This window comes from Pseudomonas sp. S1_G07 (assembly GCF_054668565.1).
Map to the genome: position 1 here is coordinate 4,284,437 of NZ_CP162778.1, position 18,076 is coordinate 4,302,512.

An 18,076-nucleotide genomic window follows, 5' to 3' on the forward strand; every position below is an offset into this window, starting at 1 on the left:
AATGGCTGTGCATGGATGGCTCCAGGCCGACCGGGAGTATGCGCATACACAGGCCCTCGGCGCCGCCCTGAGGGCGCTGCAGGAACTGGGCCTGGACCGCTTGCCGCTGCCTGGCGGCGGCCAGACCCTGGAGCGCTTCAGGCGCCTGGCCGAAGTGGCCGGGCACGACCTGCGGTTGTGCAAACTGTTCGAGGGCCATACCGATGCCCTGGCCATCATCGCCGAACTGCACAGCCCTCCGCCGCCTGCGGGCAACACCTGGGGCATGTGGGCCGCCGAGCCACCGAGCGCCAAGGTGCGCGTACGGCGCGACGGCCAGCGGCTGATCGTGCTGGGGCGCAAGGCCTGGTGCTCCGGCGCGGCGGTGGTCAGCCATGGTTTGTTGACCGCCTGGGACGAAGAGGACCGCCAGCAATTGGTGGCGGTACCGATGCAGCAACCGGGCGTTACGGTAACGGATGACGGCTGGAGTGCGGTGGGCATGGCCGCCACCGGCAGTGTCGAGGTGCTGTTCGAGGAGGCCAGTGGCCTGGCCGTCGGCGGCCCTGGCGACTATCTGGCGCGCCCCGGCTTCTGGCAAGGCGGAGTCGGAATCGCGGCGTGCTGGTACGGCGCCGCACAACGCCTGGCGCAGGTGCTGCGCGAACACTGCTCCCGGCGCCCCGAGCCCCATGCCCTCGCCCACCTGGGCGCGGTGGACAGTGCACTGAACAGTGCGGCCTGTGTGTTGCGTGACAGCGCCGCGCGGATCGATCGTGAGCCCACGGCCAGCGCCAGGCACCTGGCCGGGCAGGCACGGGCCTGCATCGAAAACACCGTCGAGCAGGTGATCCACCATGTGGGCCGTGCCATCGGCGCTGGGCCTTATTGCCAGAACCGGCACTTTGCCCAACTGATCGCGGACCTGCCCGTGTACGTGCGCCAGAGCCATGCAGAGCGCGACCTGGCCGCGCTGGGCGCACAGGTTGTCGACGCCCCCAGCAGGAGCTGGCAGCTATGAAACCCAACCCGATTGTCGGCCAGGGCACCCCTCTGCATCACTGGCAAACCTCGCCGCGCATGGCCGAGTTGCCGCTGATCAGCGTCGAGCAGTTGGTGCCCGAGGGCCATCGCGCAGTGATCATCGCGCCCCATCCGGATGATGAAGTGCTCGGCTGCGGCGGCCTGTTGCAAGGGTTGGCCGCGCTGGGGCGGGCCCTGCAGTTGATCTCCGTGACCGACGGCAGTGCCAGCCACCCAGGTTCGCGGCGCTGGCCGGTGGAACGCCTGAGTGTGGTGCGCCCGCAGGAATCGGCCCAGGCCCTGCATCGCCTCGGTTTACCGTTGCACAGTTTGAAATGGCTGCGCGCCGGCTTTACCGACAGCCAGGTCGCCGCGCGGGAAACGCAGCTGGTTGAGTTCATCCAGCGCTACCTCAAACCCAACGATGTGGTGTTCACCACCTGGCGCGAAGACGGGCATTGCGACCATGAGGCCGTTGGCCGGGCCAGTGCCAAGGCGGCGCAGGCGGTAGGCGCCACATTGTATGAATTGCCGGTATGGACCTGGCACTGGGCAACCCCGAAGACAGCCTGGTGCCATGGCACCGCGCGCGCAAAATCCCGCTGACCTGTGAAGCGGTGGCGCGCAAGCGTCACGCCATCCATGCCTTCGCCAGCCAGTTGGAAGGCGACCCCCAGATCGGCCTGCCGCCGGTGCTGGCGCCGTATGTGGTGGAGCGCTTGCTGCAACCTTTTGAAGTGGTATTCGTATGAGTGTGGCCACGCCGTATTTTGATCAACTGTTTGCCAATAACGACGACCCTTGGGCCTTTCGCCAACGCTGGTATGAACGACGCAAACGCGCGCTGACCCTGGCGGTGCTGACACGACCGCGTTATGCCGCGATCTTCGAACCGGGTTGCGCCAATGGCGAGCTGAGCGCCGAGTTGGCACCGCGCTGTGATCGCCTGCTGTGCTGCGATACCGCGTCGGCGGCAGTGGCCCTGGCACGCGGCCGCCTGCTGGGTTTCGCCCATGCCCAGGTGCAGCAGAGTCGCCTGCCCGAGCAATGGCCGGCGGGCCAGTTCGAACTGATCGTATTGAGCGAACTGTGTTACTACCTGGACGCCGCCGACCTCGACCGCCTGATAGACCGCGCCCTTTGCAGCCTGAGCGCCGACGGCCAGCTACTGGCCTGCCATTGGCGCCCGCCTATCGAAGGCTGCCCGCAGACCGCCGAGCAGGTGCATGCCACGCTTGGGCAGCGGCTGGGCATGCCCTTGGTCGCCAGCCACCACGAACACGACTTTCTCCTCGACCTGTGGAGCCGCGACGGCGCCTCGGTCGCCAGCCTTGAGGGCCTGCGATGATCGGCATTTTGATCCCGGTGCACAACGAAGAGGCGCTGTTGGCCGACTGCCTGGACGCGGCACTGGTTGCCGCCCGCCACCCGGGCCTGCTGGGCGAAACGGTGCAGATCCTGGTCGTGCTCGACAGTTGCAGCGACGCCAGCGCGGCCATCGCCAGCGCATACCCGGTGCAGAGCCTCGAGGTGCAAGCGCGCAATGTGGGCCAGGTACGCGGGGTGGGTGCGCGGCACTTGCTCAACAGCGGTGCCCGCTGGATCTCCTGCACCGACGCCGACAGCCGGGTCGCGCCCGATTGGCTGGTGGCCCAACTGGCGCTGGGGGTGGACGTGGTGTGTGGCACCGTAACGGTGGATACCTGGAGCGAAGACTTCGACCCGAGCGCACAGATCCGTTATGACCAGAACTACCAGGCGCGGGACGGGCATCGGCATATCCACGGCGCCAATCTGGGGGTGAGCGCCGGGGCCTACATACGTGCCGGTGGCTTCGAACCGTTGCCGTGCCATGAAGATGTACAACTGGTGCGCGACCTGGAACGCTGCGGCGCCTCCATCGCCTGGAGCCACGCCCCGCAAGTCATCACCAGCGCACGCCTGGACCCCAGGGCCCGAGGCGGCTTCGGTGATTATCTCAAGGGCCTGATGCAATCGGCTTGAAAAAACGGCCGTGTCACATGTAAAAGCGCCGAATCCTTGTCTATGCTGATGACGCCTTGCAGGTAATTCAGGGTTGAATTGCCATGCACCCATCACAGCGGAGCCTGTGATCAAGACAAGAGCGTCGTCCCGTCAACCGGGCACGCCCCAGCATCGATGGACAAGGATGTGACACCCATGAAGCCAGCCTCCTTAAGCGAAGGCCGTCGCGGCCCCGCGCAAATCTGGAACAGTGCGCCGCAACTGGCGCAAATCGCCCCTGTCGCACCCACCTCGCTGGTGCCCCCCGGCGCACGGGTGGTGGTCATCGCTCCGCATCCCGGCGACGAGATAGTGGCTTGCGGCGGGATGCTGCAGCTGTTCAGCACCCTGGACTATCCCCTGAAATTGATCTCGATCACCGATGGCAGCGCCAGCCACCCCGGCTCCCATGTATGGCCGGCCAGCCGCCTGAGCGTGGTGCGGCCCCAGGAAAGCGCCGAGGCGCTGCGCCGCCTGGGCATGCCCTTGCACAGCCTCAAATGGATTCGCGGCGGCTTTTGCGACAACGCCCTGGCCGCCAGCGAGCCGCAACTGAGCCAATTTATCGCGCGCTACCTGCAGCCTGGCGATGTGGTCTTCACCACCTGGCGCAACGATCGCAACCCTGATCACGATGCCGTCGGCCGTGCCAGCGCCAACGCCTGCGACAGGGTGGGCGCGCGTTTGTATGAAGTGCCGATCTGGGCCTGGCACTGGCCCGCCCGCGAGGGGGCATTGATCCCCTGGCACCGGGCGCGCAAGGTGCGCCTGGACACGTGGACCGTGGCGCGCAAACTGCATGCCGCTCATGCGTTTGCCACCCAGTTGATGGGCGACCCGCAGATCGGCCTGGAACCGATACTGGCCCAGGTGCTGCTCGAGCGCATGCGCGAGCCCTACGAGATTGTGCTTTCGTAGCACTCGTCTGTACCTGTTAGTTATGACAGTAGCGCCCGGCAGGCTCTGCGGCTAAGGTGCAAAAGACCTGCACAGCTTAATGTGCAGTCGAGAAAGCCATGCCAACCCTTTGCATTGGCCGGTGTTTTCAGATGCAGGTAACCCGTCGTCCCTGATCCGTATCGCGCTCTCAGTTGCCATGGTCTTGACCGTGCCTGCCCGCAGGCATCGTTGGATAGGTCGCTATGAGCGAGGACGGATCATGAGCAAACGACTTCCCCCCCATACTTGCCTGAGCGTAGCCATCGCCACGGCATCCTGGCTGACGCTGTCACCCGGCAGCGCGGGCGCTTGCACATTGACGGTCACGGCCGGGGACGACGTGATCAACTGCACCAGCGGCGCCGCCAGCACCCTTAACGACCCGCAAGGCAACAACAGCCTGCTCTTCCCCTCCGGGGACGGCAGTGTCGTCGGGGTCACCTACGGCGCCGGTAACGATCTGATCGAACTGAATTCGGATGCTGCCGTTATCGGCCCAGGTGGCGTGAACATGGGAGATGGCGCGAACATCTTCCGTCTCTCCAAGGGGCAGGTCCAGGCGACGGTACTGCAGGGGGCCGGCGCCGATACGGTACAAATCAGTGGCGGACAAGCGATGGCAATCAACCAAGGCGCGGGGGCAGATACGTTCCAAATGAACGCGGGCAAGATCGCATCGCTGGCCCAAGGGGATGGCATCGATAACTTCGTCCTGCAATCCGGAGAGATCACCGGGGCATTCGAGGACGGCGACGTGGCTCTGATGAACGGGGGCACGATCGGTCGAGTCGACATGAAGCTCGACAACAACGTGTTCGATATGCGCGGCGGCACCATCGTCGGCAACCTGGTCAGCGGCTTTGGCAACGACACCATCCTGGTCTCGGGCAGCAGCTATATTGGCGGCAATATCAGCGTCAGTGGCGGCGCCGACATCATTACCATCACCGGCGGCGAGGTGAATGGGCAGATCCTCGCCAGCTTCGGCAACGATCAATTCGAGTGGAACGGCGCCGGCAAGCTTAACTCGAGCGTCATGATGGGCGGCGATGACGACACCGCGCTGCTGAAGAACCTGACCGAAGCGATCGTGGCGCCCACCTTGCAGGTGGACGGTGGCACCGGTACCGACACACTGACCTTTGACAACGCACAGGTGGCCACGCCCGGTCGCTATACCAACTGGGAACAGGTCAACCTGGATAACGCATCGCAACTGACCCTCGGTGGCACCTTCACCCTCGGTGACAGTGTGACCGGCACCGGCAGCATGACGCTCGATGGCAGCAGTGCATTGCGGGTCAGCACCGGCGTCATCAGCCCCTTTACCGCCGGCCAACGGACGACACTGAACAACGGCGGCCTGATCGACATGACCACCGGCAGTTCCCTCGCCACCGATACCCTGACGGTCAATGGCAACTACAACGGCACTGGCGGCCAGCTCGCGCTGCAAAGTGTCCTGGGCGGCGACGGCTCGCCCAGCGACAAGCTGGTGGTCAGCCAGGGCACGATCGGGGGCGCTACCACCATCAGCGTCACCAACCTCGGCGGCAGTGGTGCGGCCACCCTTCAGGACGGTATCCAGGTGGTACAGGCGATCAATGGTGCATCCGGCGGCACCGGCATCGGCAGCTTCACCCTGGCCCGACCGGTGTCCGCCGGCGCCTTTGACTATTACCTGTACAAGGGCGGCGTGAGCGCCGGCACTGGCGAGAATTTCTACCTGCGCTCCACCGTGCCAGTCACCCCGCTGCCAGGCGTGGAGGACCCGATTGAAGTGCTGCCCGTGCCGGGCGAAGACCCTCCTCCGCCACGGCCTGATCCCGGTGGGCGGCCGATTCCGATCTACCGCCCGGAAGTGGCGATTTACTCGGCGCTGTTTCCCGCGGCGCAACAACTCGTGCAGGGCATGCTGGGCACCTATCACGAACGCATGGGCGACCAGCGCCAACAGCAGGCCACCGGCACCTTTCCAGCCGGTTGGGGGCGAGTCTACGGTAACAGCAGCCGCCAGGGTTTCGCCGGCACCGTCAGCCCGACGCTGGACAGCTCGATAACCGGCTTCCAGATCGGCAGTGACGTGTATGCCACTGCCACCGACAACGGCCAGATCCAGCGCGCCGGTTTCTTTGTCGGTCACAGCACCCTCAAAGGCAATGTCAAAGGCTTCAGCCGCGGCTGGCAGGACAAGGACACCGGCAAGACCACCTTGCGCGGGGACAGCCTGGGGGTTTACTGGACACTGATCGGCGCCAATCAGGCCTACCTCGACCTGGTACTGATGGGCACCCGCCTGGACGGCAACAACCAGTCGGACCGTGGCGTGAAGATGAACACCCGCGGTCACAACCTCATGGCATCCGCGGAAGTCGGCTGGCCGTTCCCGGTGAGCGCGAACTGGGTCGCAGAACCCCAGGCCCAACTGATCGTCGGCAAGACCAAACTGGATCGGCAAAACGATGGCATCTCCGAGGTGTCCTATGACGCCGACACCAGCCTCACCAGCCGCCTGGGGGTGCGCCTGCGCGGCGACTATCAGGTACAAGGCATGCCGTTTCAGCCCTATGCGCGAGCCAACGTCTGGCATACCCGCAAGGGTGACAACACTGTGACCTTTGCCGACACTACGGACATCGTCACCGAGCAGAAGTCCACCACTCTGGGGCTGAGTGTCGGCGCCACGCTGAGCCTCGCCAAGGGCGTCAGCCTGTACAGCGAAGTGGGCTACAACCGCAACCTGGACAGCAACACCTACAATGGCCGCCAAGGCACCTTGGGCTTGAGAATGGATTTCTGACCCGACTGGCGTATCGCAGTGTGTAGGCGGGCCACTGCGATACAGCGTGCAAACCACTGGAGGACACTATTCAACCCGGCTGAGCCCTTCCACACCCGCACACCCCCCATGGGGCCAGGCGCCCCGCGAATGTGACAAATTCGTTAACCAATGCTCGACAAAGGCTTTTTCCTACAGGATCGATCTGCCACACTGATGCGAATAATTATCAACATCTTTGTTATTCGCTAAGGAAGGCGCTTTAGGGAGAGTCAGATTCATGTCTGTGCAACAACTGGGCGGTAACGGTTTTTCTCTGAATTCAATGGCCATGGCGATCTGTCTGGTCACCACCCCCGCAGCCTTCGCCGCCGACGACGAAGCACCGGCCACCAAGCTGGAACTGGGTGCCACGCAAATCTCCGGCGAAGAGCAACTGGGCCAGACCACCGAAGGCACGCAGTCGTACACCACGGGCGCGATGAAAACCGCGACCAAACTGCCCATGACCATGCGCGAAACCCCGCAGGCTGTCACCGTGATTACGCGCCAGCGCATGGACGACCAGAACATGACCAGTATCAACGACGTGGTCAAGGCCACGCCGGGGCTGTTCCTGAACTTCTCCAGCGGCCCTGGCCGGCAGTCCTACACCTCGCGCGGTTTCGACATCGACAACCTCATGTATGACGGCATTCCCACCGGCTATAACGGCGCTTCGGTGGGCGCCCAGCCGAACCTGGCGATGTTCGATCGCGTCGAAGTGGTGCGCGGGGCCACCGGCCTGGTGACCGGCGCGGGCAACCCTTCGGCCGCCATCAACCTGATCCGCAAGCGGCCATTGGACGAGCAGAAAGTCACCCTGACCGGCGCCGCCGGCAGCTGGGACGACTACCGTGGCGAACTCGACGCCTCCAGCCCGCTCAATGACAGCGGCACCTGGCGTGGCCGGGTCGTCACCTCGTACCGCGACGCCAACAGTTTCATCGACCATGCCGAGGAATATCACGGCCTGTTCTATGCCGTCACCGAAGCCGACCTGAGCGAAGACACCACCCTGACCCTCGGCTACTCGAACCAGAAGGACAAGACCAACTACTTCTGGGGCGCCGCGATGATCGGCCAGGATGGCCATCACCTGAACCTGCCGCGCGCCTACAACCCTGGCACCGACTGGGAGAACAAGGATCAGGAAATCAACACCGTGTTCGCCGAGCTGCGCCAACAGCTGGCCAACGACTGGAGCCTGCAGGTCAACGCCAACTACGCCGAACAGAACGCGCTGTTTTCCGGCTCCTATCAGTCGCGCTGGGTCAACAACACCCTGGCCCGGACGGTCTACCAGGCCGCCTACGATGAAAACCAGGCCGGCGTCGACGCGTTTGCCAGCGGCCCGTTCCAGGCCTTCGGTCGTAGCCATGAACTGGTGGTCGGTGCCAGCAAGCGTATCTACGACATGACCACCCACAACTACAGCCCGTACAACAACAACTGGCCGCTTACCGCAGGCAAGCCGGACTTCGTCCACACCCGCAACGAACGTGCGGTCACCACCCAGGACGGCGTCTACGTAACCACGCGACTGAGCCTGGCCGACCCGTTGAAGCTGATCCTCGGTGCGCGCCTGGACTGGTACGACTACGATAACCGCGACGGCGAAGGCGACTACCACGTCACCCGTAACCTCACCCGCTACGCGGGCCTGATCTATGAGCTGGACGACCACCACTCGGTCTACGTCAGCTACAGCGACATCTTCACGCCGCAAAGCCAACGAGACAGCACCGGCACGCCGCTCAAACCCATCGTCGGCAAAAACTACGAGGTCGGCATCAAGGGCGAATATCTGGGTGGGGCGCTGAATGCGAGCGTGGCGCTGTTCAACATCGACCAGGAAAACCGCGCTGTGGCGACAGTCGTGCCAAACTGCCCGCAAGCCAGCTGCAGCGAAGGCTCCGGCAAGATCCGCAGCCAGGGTATCGACGTCGAGCTGCAAGGCGCCTTGACCGAGAACTGGCAAGTGGGCGGTGGCTATACCTACGCGCGCACCCACACCCTCAAAGATGACGCCAACCCGCAAAAGGTCAACAAGCCGTTCGACACCGACACGCCCGAGCAACTGTTCAAGCTCACCACCCGCTACAACTTCCAGGGCCCGCTGCAGAAACTGCGCGTAGGCGGTAATATCTCCTGGCAGAGCCGCATGTATAACGACATCCCCCTGGTCGATGGCAGCAGCTACCGCCTCAAACAAGGCGCCTACGCCGTCACCGACCTGATGGCCGGTTACAAGGTCAACCAGCATCTGGACTTGCAGCTCAACGCCAATAACATCTTCGACCGCCGCTATTACTCGACCATCGCCAACTCCGCGAGCTATGGCGGCGACGCTTATGGCAGCCCACGCAACATGATGCTGACGGCCAAGTACAGCTTCTGACCGATACGGGCACTGTCGACCCCCAACGAGGCGGCGAAAGGATCCGCTGCCTCGCAGACGCGAGGCAGCACTCGGATCACACTGCTGCGGGGTGATGCCCCATTCAAAATTGAACCGAATCGCGCTTAAAGTCTCCTCACTCACTGCCGATACGCCTTTTGGCTTGCCCACATCTGCAAAAAACCTGATACCTGCTTTGCTCCGCAACTGCGCGCCATCGTGGCACGCCGCGTGCTTTGTTCCCGGCTAGACCACATGGAGTAACAGTGAATGCCTTCCAGCCCCCGTTTCCTGGAGCACTACCGCAAGGCCGACCGCGTCATGCTGGCGCTGATGTGGCTGATGTCCCTATTCTCCCTGGGCCTGGCGTTCTGGCACGACACCTTTAGCCAGGCGATCATCGTGGGTGGCGGCACCAGCCTGGTGCTGACCGTGCTCTATCGCACCCTCGGTGGCACCCGTGTGATGCGTTGCGCGTTGGGCGCCGGCCTGATGGTCATGGCCGCGCTGCACATCAACCAGGCCCAGGGCGTGATCGAAGCGCACTTCGGGATTTTCGCGCTGCTGGCCGTGCTGACCTTCTACCGCGACTGGCTGCCGATCCTGGTGGCGGCGCTCACCATCGCCGTGCACCACGTGGTGTTTCACGCCTTGCAGCACCAGGGCTTCCCGGTGTTCGTGATGGAGCACCACGGCGGCTGGACCATGGTGTTCGTGCATGCCTTCTACGTGGTGATGGAGACCATCGCCCTCCTCTACCTCGCGGTACACAGCCAGGCCGAAGCCGTCGAGAGCCAGGAAATGCTCGAGAAAATGCTCGCCGTCACGTCCCAATTCACCGCAGAAACCGGCCTCGACGAAGGCAAGGCACGCGTCTCCCTGGCCGAGCGTTTCGATCACTTCCTGCAGCAGCTCACCCACCTCATCGGCGGCGTCGCCCGTGACTCCCATGGCCTCGGCCAACTCGGCCAGGAACTGGCCGACGCCAGCGGCACCCTGGAAAAAGGCGCGCGGCACCAGTTGGCCGAAATCACCGAAATGACCGGGTCCATGCAACGCATGGAACACGCCATGGGCAACATTGCGGTGCACGTCGAACAAGCGGTTGAACATGCCGGAGGCGCCAGCAAACAAATCCTGCGCGGCCAGCAAAGCGTTGGCCGCGCCCAGCACGAAATCACCCAACTGGCCACACGCCTGGAAGGCACCCACCAGACCATCCAGGGCCTGGCCGTACAAGCCGAACAGATCGGCTCGGTACTGGACGTCATCAGCAGCATCGCCAACCAGACCAACCTCCTCGCCCTCAACGCCGCCATCGAAGCCGCCCGCGCGGGTGAACAAGGCCGGGGGTTCGCGGTGGTGGCCGATGAAGTGCGCAACCTGGCGCAACGTACGGCGGTCTCCACCCAGGAAATCAAGGCCATCATTGAAGGGTTGCAGCAAGGCAGCCGCCAGGCCGTCGAGGCCATGCACGACAGCCGCCAGGGCGTGGAACGCTGCGTGGAAGACAGCCAGGTCGCAGTGGAAATGCTAAGGGCGGTGGGCAATGACATTACGCAGATCGATGAACTCAATGGGCGGATCGTCACCACCACGCGCGAACAGACCGAGGCGAACCTGGAGATTGTCGAGCGCTTGCAGTCGGTGCAAAGCATTGCGCAGAGCACGGCCGACGACGTGGAGATGTTGGCCAGAAGCAGCGAACGGCTGCCGCCGATTGCAGTGAGGCTGGATGCGTTGGGGAGGAGGTTTCATCAGTAAGTTTTTTGGCTGGGAGCAATGGGAATGACGTATTTGCACTCATTTACCTCTCACACCGTCCCAACGCGAAATACGGGTTTGAGCGGTGCGCGTTGTAAATGTTATGCGGTTCCAACTTACAGTTAGGCACAAGGAATTATTCATTTGTATTTTTATCGTTTCCTGAGAACAACAGTAAATCAACTGCACCCTTCGGAGATCAATAACGACATTGAGTTCTACACCTCGCAAGAGTGTGGAAACAACAGAGATTTCACATGGAATGAGCCTGTGAAAGAAAAAATCAAAGCAGGCCAGAGCGTTCAACTTCTATTCGGCATGAGCACCTTAGATTCCGCCGTCAAGGTACTGGGCTGCTTTGGTTGCTATGGCAGGCTATTGGCCCGATTCAACATCAACCATATAAATTCAACTTTTTCCATCAATCCAGACAAGCAGGTTAATGAAAGAGTCGGAAGCCAATACATAATGGCCGATTACAGTGGAAACAAGATATCCATTCCTGGTAGCGCCGTGCAAATTCTATCTCTGTCGGGGTGGGTAGAAAAATCTGAAGCAACTAGAGTTCTTGCTGAAATAGTCAAACTAAGTGCAAGCGACTACGAGCAGTTGATCTTAAATACCTGAAAACCCCAATAACTTAAAACTTTACAGGCGCCAAATGCAGAAAATCCGCGCTGATTATTGACGTACTGGACCCTTTTTCCGGCAAGCATGGAGAGTAGCAATGCCAATTCCTCAGAACACGTCATTAAGTGCTTTGGCAGCAATGATTCCTGCGGCAATTATTGCCTACAACGCTGGCAACAGAACGGCAAGTTACAACCACACCTACAACACATTCATAAATACAAGACACCATGGCGTTGTTAAATACGGCGGTGTTCATGGCTGGGTTCATTCTGGAAACGCCGCTACGACCATCCATGCTCTGCTGACTGATTTTGGAATGAATATACAAGGTTCAAAGCTCGTAACACCTTTTACACTTGCGCACACACTTCAAAGTATTCAAAAAGCGTCTATCCAGTGGATTGAGCGCATCACATTACCGATCGGTGCACCCTGCAAAACCATAAACCCCCATACAGGTCAAAACTTATCAGTTGAGCTTGGTACGCTTTATACGCTGCTGTCCGCTCCCGGCGCCGTTACTAAGAGCGGCGGCTTTGTTGCAGCAAGCAAAACCTTGCATTGTCTTTTTCCAAATCTCGCACCCATGATTGATGGCCGTCATTCGGGACTTTCCTACTTTCATATCCTGCGAAACACATACACTCCTCCCTTGAGCATAAAAACCTGGGCTGGCTGGTTGGGTACGTTGCTGCCGGGCCCACCCAATCCGAGCCCGAGGGGGGCTGGCCGACACAGCTGGGATGCTGCAAGGTTTTTGGCCGCAATGGCAGTTAACCAACATATCTATGAGATATGGCAGCACCAAAATGGAACTCCAGGCTTGCAGGCATTCCTTGCTATTGACCCGGTGCCAGGCACAAGTGGCATACCGAGAATCATTGATAAATTGCTGTGGTGAAAGAACTGACCACTCGCTGCGAGATCGGTCGCTTTGACCCCGCCGCTGCCAGTACTCAAACGTTAGAGCCCATCGCCCGGGGTTGCTTTGGGCTTGTCGCTTCCGGCAGAAGTGGCGTGCGGGCAGGTGTTTGCAGTTGCACGCTGGCGGGCTGCCGGCTACCGCTTTGCGGTACTGCGCATGTAGCGAGCCGGCGGCGAGCCCAGTGTCTTGCGAAACATACTGATGAACGAACTGACCGACTCGTACCCCAGCGCCTCGGCAGTGCGTTGCACTGACTCTCCCTCGGCCAGGCTCTGCAATGCCACGATGATTTGCCACTGCTTGCGCCACTGACCAAAACTCAGCCCGGTTTCGCGCTTGACCAGGCGCGCCAGGGACCGCTCGCTCATGGCGACCTGGCGTGCCCATTGGGCCATGGTGCAGCGATTCGAAGGGTCCTGGGCCAAGCCGCGCGCGATGAAGCGCAACGCCGTTGTGGCGGGAAGCGGCAGGTACAACTGCTCTGAGGGCGCCAGTTCCAGTTGTTCCAGGAGCACACTCGCCACGCGCGCATTGGCACAGGCCGGTGGGTAGTTCTGAGCCTGGGCACTCAGGTGCAGGATCAACTCCAGGACCAGCGGAGAAAGCACCAGCGTGCAGCATTTTTCCGGTAAAGCGGCGGCGCCAGGCTCGACAAACAGATAGCCGATCCGGCCATTGGCGGTAACCCGGTTGCTGTGGGCAATACCGCCCGGAATCCACACGCCGAATCCCGACGGCACCATCCACACACCATCCTCCACGGTGCACACGATGCCGCCGTGATACGCGACCACCAGTTGGCCTTTACGATGCGTGTGTACAGGGAATTCGGTGTCGTTTCGATGGCTCTCCAGCATCAACGCAACGGCGGCCTGGTCGAAACGGTCCAGTTCGAATTGATCCACCGCGTAGAGGTTCGTCTCCTGCATGCCGTGCCCTTCTCGACTGTCTGAAATTGATTATATTTTGGCAGCATACTCAATATCGGCATAACTCTGCATTTCCTAGCATAGCCATCAAGGCCATCAAGGGGATTGCCGATTGCGAGATTGAACCCATGCAGAGCGAAATCACGATTGCCCACCTCTACATTCCCCCCATTTTGCTCTACCTGGGTGTTACGGCCCTGGTATACGGTCTGATCGAGCGAATCACGCGGCGTTGGCTGGACTGGACCTGGCATCCCAGCATGGCCCGGTTCTGTGTGTCAGTGATCGTTCTCTCGATCCTGATCCTGAAGTTTTGAGGGTGGCACGATGACCCTCATCCAGCTCCTCAAGACACTCGTAACCCTGATGCTCGGGCTCGCGGCACTGCTGTTCTGTACGCAGTTGTGGCGAGCCTATGAACTGGCACCCTGGACACGGGACGGACGCGTCAGCGCGCACGTCATCCGTATTGCACCCGAGGTATCCGGCCAGGTTGAACAATTGCACGTGGGCGACAATCAGTGGGTCGCCATGGGCGCTTTGCTGTATCAAATCGACCGCAGCGCCTATCTGCTTGCCCAGCAACAGCGAGCGGCCGAGCTTGCCGAGGCGCGCAGTGTCTTCGAGCAGCGCAGCGCACAGCTCAAGCGCCGAAAGCAACTCGGCGATGCCATTGCACGGGAAGAGACCGACAATGCGGCCCGGGACCTGGCCGTGGCCAGGGCGCGCCTGGACGCTGCCCAGAGCCAGTTGGCTCATGCACGGCTTGATTTGGCCCGCACGACCATGCGTTCGCCGGTCGACGGGTACGTCACCCAGTTACGGCTTCAACCGGGGGATTACGCCGCCGCGGGCGAGACCAATATTTTTGTGGTGGATAGCCATAGCTTCTGGGTTACCGGTTACTTCGAGGAGACCAAGCTGGCCGGTGTGCGCGTGGGCGCCCCGGCATCCATCAAGCTCATGGGCTTTTCCGCGCTGCTCGAAGGGCATGTCGCAAGCATGGGCAGAGGCATTGCCGACGGCAACGAACTGCGCAGCCATAGTGGTTTGCCGCAAGTGGCTCCCACGTTCAGCTGGATACGCCTCGCCCAACGTGTACCCGTGCGGATTGAACTGGATAAGGTGCCGGCGGGCGTGGAGCTGGCTGCGGGAATGACCGCCAGCATCGAGGTGGCGCAAGAGGGGCGCGCGTCGCATTGGAGGCTTGCGCAGTGGCTTCAGGCGTTCATGTGATGGTCCGCGCACTGCGAATGCTGGGCGCACTGCCTGGGGCATGGCAACCCGCGGTATCGGGCTACGTGCTACGCAGTCTGGCGGCGGCTTCATTGGCCCTGTGGCTGGGGTTCCAATTGCACCTGGAAGCGCCGTTTTCGGCGGCATCGACCGTGTTGCTGCTGATTCATCCGATACAGGGAGCGGTGGTCGGAAAAGGCTTCAACCGGGTGCTGGGGACAGTGGTCGGGTTGATCGCGGCCTTGCTCCTGACCGGCCTGTTCGCCCAGAAAATGCTGCTGTTCATCCTCGGGGTCGGGCTGTGGCTCGGCGTCTGTGTGGCGGCCATGACGTTGCTCAGGCATTACCACGCCACGGCGGCAGTCGTCGCCGGCTACACTGTTTGCCTTGCCCTGGGCCCCGCCATTGTCGACCCGCAGCAACGTTTCGATCATATCGTGGGGCGAGGCACGGCAGTCGTACTGGGGGTGCTGAGCCTGAGTCTTGTGGCCACGCTGTTCAGCCGAAAAACCGTCGAACGCCAGCTGAACCAGGCGCTTCAGGACGTCTGCTCGCGCACCCTGCGCTGGCTGGCTACGCGGTTTGAGGGCGCCCCTGTCGCGCAGGGCACGCTCGCCATCGACATCAGCAAGGTGGACGAGCTGCTCGGGATCGGACGAGGTGAGTCATACCGGATTCGCTCCAGGCTTGCGCACCTGCAGGCGGGGCTTGGGTATTTGCACGCGGTGGTCCTGCAAGTCTGTGCGACCCAGCGGTATGTCTTGCCTTCGCTGGCAAAAGTTGGCGCAGACCTGCGACAGCTGGCCGACGCAATGCCTGGCTTTTCCGTGGCGGCCGATCGCGTCCGGGAGATCCAGCACAGCCTTGCGCAAAACCCTGACAGCAGTCCAGGCCGGCAACGCCTGAATGAACAATTGGACGACCTGGCCAGCGCCTTACTGAGCTTTGCCTGCCTTGAGCGTGCGCCCCAGACGCGGGCCCGCGCCGTGGGTTTCCATCGACACTATGGCGACGCGCTGCGTAACGGCCTGCGAGCCCTGACAGCCACGCTGGCAACCGCCGCGGTCTGGTACCTGACCGCCTGGGATCAGGGACCCACCCTGTTGGCGGTGATAGGCCCCTGCTGCACCTTGCTGGCCACCAGCACGGCGCCCGTTCCAGGCCTTGCCCGCTTCTTCAAGGGCACCCTCTACGGAATATTGGCAGCGGCAGTGTGCAAGTTTCTGTGGTTGCCACACATCAGCGGGTTCGCGCTGCTCACGGCGTCGCTGATGACGTTCTGGGCCATCGGGATTCATGCCACGACCCGGCCGCGTCATGCCTTGCAAGGCATCGCCTACCTGATTGCCTTTAACACGCTCGTCGGCACAGGCGGCACAGCTCAATACGATTTCACCGATTTCGCCAATCAGGCGCTCGCCTGGCTGGTAGCGCTCGCTATTTGCCTGCTGGCCTTCCAACTGCTGCCGGGAAAATCGCACAACCACTTGCACGTGTTGAGGAAGGCGCTTCACCAGGACACACGGCGACTGCTTCGTCACGGGCGCCGGATGGACCTGCTCAAGTGGCAGGCGAAGCAACAACACCGATTGGTTGCGTTACAGGCGCTCTTGGGCGCGGATAACCACCAGACCGGCCAGGCCGGCGCGGTGTCCCTTCAATTGAGTCGGCAGTTGGGTTTTCTGCAACGTAAAACACGCGGCCTGCCACCTGATTCATTGATCGCCAAGTGTGCGCAAACGGGTGATCGGCGTATTTCACGGTATGCCGCCCATGCGGCGATCAGTGCGGCCCAGGCGCGTCGAACGTCGAGGTCATTGATCCGGCTTGGTGCGCACGATCTGGCCGCTTGCTATCGGGATCTGGCCGGGTTGCTCGACCAGTACAACCGCGTTGCGAACGCTGACATCCACACACGTTTTAGTCCAAACCACACAGGTGAGATGAAATGAAGGTCGCTACTGACTACGCAGACGACTCTTTTGAACCCCGCCGTCCAACCCGCGCCTCGGATAATCCATCATCCCTTCCAACGCCGAGGCCCTCCCCCCCATGACGAGCCCATCCACCGAACAGGTCAGCCCCCAAACCCTGCGCAAGGTCATCATCGCCGCCGGCATCGGCAACTTCGTGGAGTGGTTTGACTTCGCCGTCTACGGCTTCCTCGCCACCACCATCGCCCAGCAATTCTTCCCCAGCGGCGACGCCAGCGTGGCGTTGCTCAAGACCTTTGCCGTATTCGCCGTGGCGTTCGCTTTCCGGCCCTTGGGCGGGATCTTTTTTGGCATGCTCGGCGACCGGATCGGCCGCAAACGCACCCTGGCGATGACGATCCTGCTGATGGCCGGCGCTACCACCTTGATCGGCCTGCTGCCTACCTACGCCGCCATTGGCGTCACGGCGCCGATTCTTCTCTCGCTGATCCGCTGCGCCCAGGGCTTCTCCGCCGGCGGCGAATACGCCGGTGCCTGCGCCTACCTGATGGAGCACGCACCGAGTGACAAACGGGCCTGGTACGGCAGCTTCGTACCGGTGTCGACGTTCTCTGCCTTCGCCGCCGCCGCGGTGGTGGCGTACGCACTGGAGGCGTCGTTATCCGCCGAAGCGATGGGCAGTTGGGGCTGGCGGTTGCCGTTCCTGATCGCCGCGCCGCTGGGGCTGGTAGGGCTTTACCTGCGCTGGAAGCTGGATGAAACGCCGGCCTTCCAGGCGGTGAAACAGGAACACGCAGTGGCCCACTCCCCGCTCAAGGACACCTTGCGCAGCCACGGCGCGGCGATCATCTGCCTGGGCGCTTTTGTGTCGCTGACGGCGCTGTCGTTTTATATGTTCACCACCTACTTCGCGACCTACCTGCAAGTGGCGGGAGGCCTGAGCCGAGCGGTGGCGTTGCTGGTGTCGCTGATTGCGTTGATTTTTGCCGCGGCGATCTGCCCGCTGGCGGGGCTGTATTCGGATCGGGTGGGGCGTCGCGTCACCGTGATGACCGCGTGTGTGTTGTTGATGGTGGTGGTGTATCCATCGTTCCTGATGGCCAGTTCCGGTTCGTTCGCGGCGTCGATTGTCGGGGTGATGTTGCTCGCGGTCGGGGCCGTGTTGTGTGGCGTGGTCACCGCGGCGCTGCTGTCGGAGACCTTTCCGACCCGCACGCGCTATACCGCCTCGGCCATCACTTACAACATGGCGTACACGATCTTCGGCGGCACCGCGCCGCTGATGGCGACGTGGTTGATCAGTACCACCGGCAGCAATCTGTCGCCGGCGTTTTATCTGATAGCCGTGGCGTTGCTGGCGTTGGCGGGAGGGTTGGCGTTGCCGGAGACGTCCAGAATCGCCCTGCATGACGTGGGCACTCCGGGAAAAAGTGCAGCCCCGTTGCGCTCGCGCCTGGTTAAAAAGTAACG

General features: G+C 62.0%; 14 protein-coding genes and 1 pseudogene. 14 read left to right on the forward strand and 1 reads right to left on the reverse strand.

What is annotated here, in order from left to right; genetic code table 11:
* Position 1 precedes the first annotated feature (1 nt).
* The 10 genes and pseudogenes from AB4O05_RS19460 to AB4O05_RS19505 all read left to right on the forward strand — a co-directional run bounded on the left by AB4O05_RS19460 (position 2) and on the right by AB4O05_RS19505 (position 12,483).
* Positions 2-1,000 (forward strand): acyl-CoA dehydrogenase, encoded by a 999-nt coding sequence (locus tag AB4O05_RS19460; protein WP_460135898.1) that lies wholly within the window; start codon positions 2-4, stop codon positions 998-1,000.
* Positions 997-1,754: pseudogene (locus AB4O05_RS19465) on the forward strand (PIG-L deacetylase family protein). Before AB4O05_RS19460 ends, AB4O05_RS19465 begins: the two are co-directional and overlap by 4 nt.
* Positions 1,751-2,350 (forward strand): SAM-dependent methyltransferase, encoded by a 600-nt coding sequence (locus tag AB4O05_RS19470; protein ID WP_460135896.1) that lies wholly within the window; start codon positions 1,751-1,753, stop codon positions 2,348-2,350. The pseudogene AB4O05_RS19465 and the gene AB4O05_RS19470 overlap by 4 nt, the downstream one beginning before the upstream one ends.
* Positions 2,347-3,006, forward strand: a complete 660-nt coding sequence (locus AB4O05_RS19475) for a glycosyltransferase family 2 protein (protein WP_460135894.1) — start codon at positions 2,347-2,349, stop codon at positions 3,004-3,006. Before AB4O05_RS19470 ends, AB4O05_RS19475 begins: the two co-directional genes overlap by 4 nt.
* 177 nt (positions 3,007-3,183) lie before the next feature.
* Positions 3,184-3,945 carry a PIG-L deacetylase family protein gene (locus AB4O05_RS19480; RefSeq protein WP_460135892.1) on the forward strand — a complete coding sequence of 254 codons (762 nt, stop codon included), beginning with the start codon at positions 3,184-3,186 and terminating at the stop codon, positions 3,943-3,945.
* 241 nt (positions 3,946-4,186) lie between these two features.
* On the forward strand, positions 4,187-6,766 hold the full coding sequence (locus AB4O05_RS19485; protein WP_460135891.1) for an autotransporter family protein: 2,580 nt from the start codon (positions 4,187-4,189) through the stop codon (positions 6,764-6,766).
* A gap of 259 nt (positions 6,767-7,025) precedes the next feature.
* Positions 7,026-9,185: a TonB-dependent siderophore receptor gene (locus AB4O05_RS19490; protein WP_460135889.1), complete on the forward strand. Its 2,160-nt coding sequence runs from the start codon at positions 7,026-7,028 to the stop codon at positions 9,183-9,185.
* A 270-nt stretch (positions 9,186-9,455) separates the two neighbouring features.
* The gene (locus AB4O05_RS19495) at positions 9,456-10,949 is read left to right on the forward strand and encodes a methyl-accepting chemotaxis protein (protein ID WP_460135887.1); all 1,494 of its coding nucleotides are present in this window, start codon (positions 9,456-9,458) and stop codon (positions 10,947-10,949) included.
* A 144-nt stretch (positions 10,950-11,093) separates the two neighbouring features.
* A complete protein-coding gene (locus AB4O05_RS19500) occupies positions 11,094-11,576 on the forward strand; it encodes a hypothetical protein (protein ID WP_460135885.1) in 483 nt (160 codons plus the stop codon).
* Positions 11,577-11,676: 100 nt separating this feature from the next.
* Positions 11,677-12,483 carry a hypothetical protein gene (locus tag AB4O05_RS19505; protein WP_460135884.1) on the forward strand — a complete coding sequence of 269 codons (807 nt, stop codon included), beginning with the start codon at positions 11,677-11,679 and terminating at the stop codon, positions 12,481-12,483.
* Positions 12,484-12,641: 158 nt separating this feature from the next.
* Here the strand turns inward: AB4O05_RS19505 and AB4O05_RS19510 are convergent, their stop codons facing one another.
* Positions 12,642-13,436: an AraC family transcriptional regulator gene (locus AB4O05_RS19510; RefSeq protein WP_460135882.1), complete on the reverse strand. Its 795-nt coding sequence runs from the start codon at positions 13,434-13,436 to the stop codon at positions 12,642-12,644.
* A gap of 128 nt (positions 13,437-13,564) precedes the next feature.
* Between AB4O05_RS19510 and AB4O05_RS19515 the strand changes: the two genes are divergently transcribed.
* The 4 genes from AB4O05_RS19515 (at position 13,565) to AB4O05_RS19530 (ending at position 18,074) form a co-directional block, all read left to right on the forward strand.
* Positions 13,565-13,753 (forward strand): DUF1656 domain-containing protein, encoded by a 189-nt coding sequence (locus AB4O05_RS19515; protein WP_460135881.1) that lies wholly within the window; start codon positions 13,565-13,567, stop codon positions 13,751-13,753.
* Positions 13,754-13,763: 10 nt separating this feature from the next.
* Positions 13,764-14,672, forward strand: a complete 909-nt coding sequence (locus AB4O05_RS19520) for an efflux RND transporter periplasmic adaptor subunit (protein WP_460135880.1) — start codon at positions 13,764-13,766, stop codon at positions 14,670-14,672.
* Entirely contained in the window at positions 14,672-16,624 is a 1,953-nt protein-coding gene (locus tag AB4O05_RS19525) for an FUSC family protein (protein ID WP_460135878.1), read from the forward strand. The genes AB4O05_RS19520 and AB4O05_RS19525 overlap by 1 nt, the downstream gene beginning before the upstream one ends.
* 100 nt (positions 16,625-16,724) lie before the next feature.
* Positions 16,725-18,074: an MFS transporter gene (locus AB4O05_RS19530; RefSeq protein ID WP_460135876.1), complete on the forward strand. Its 1,350-nt coding sequence runs from the start codon at positions 16,725-16,727 to the stop codon at positions 18,072-18,074.
* Positions 18,075-18,076: the final 2 nt, after the last annotated feature.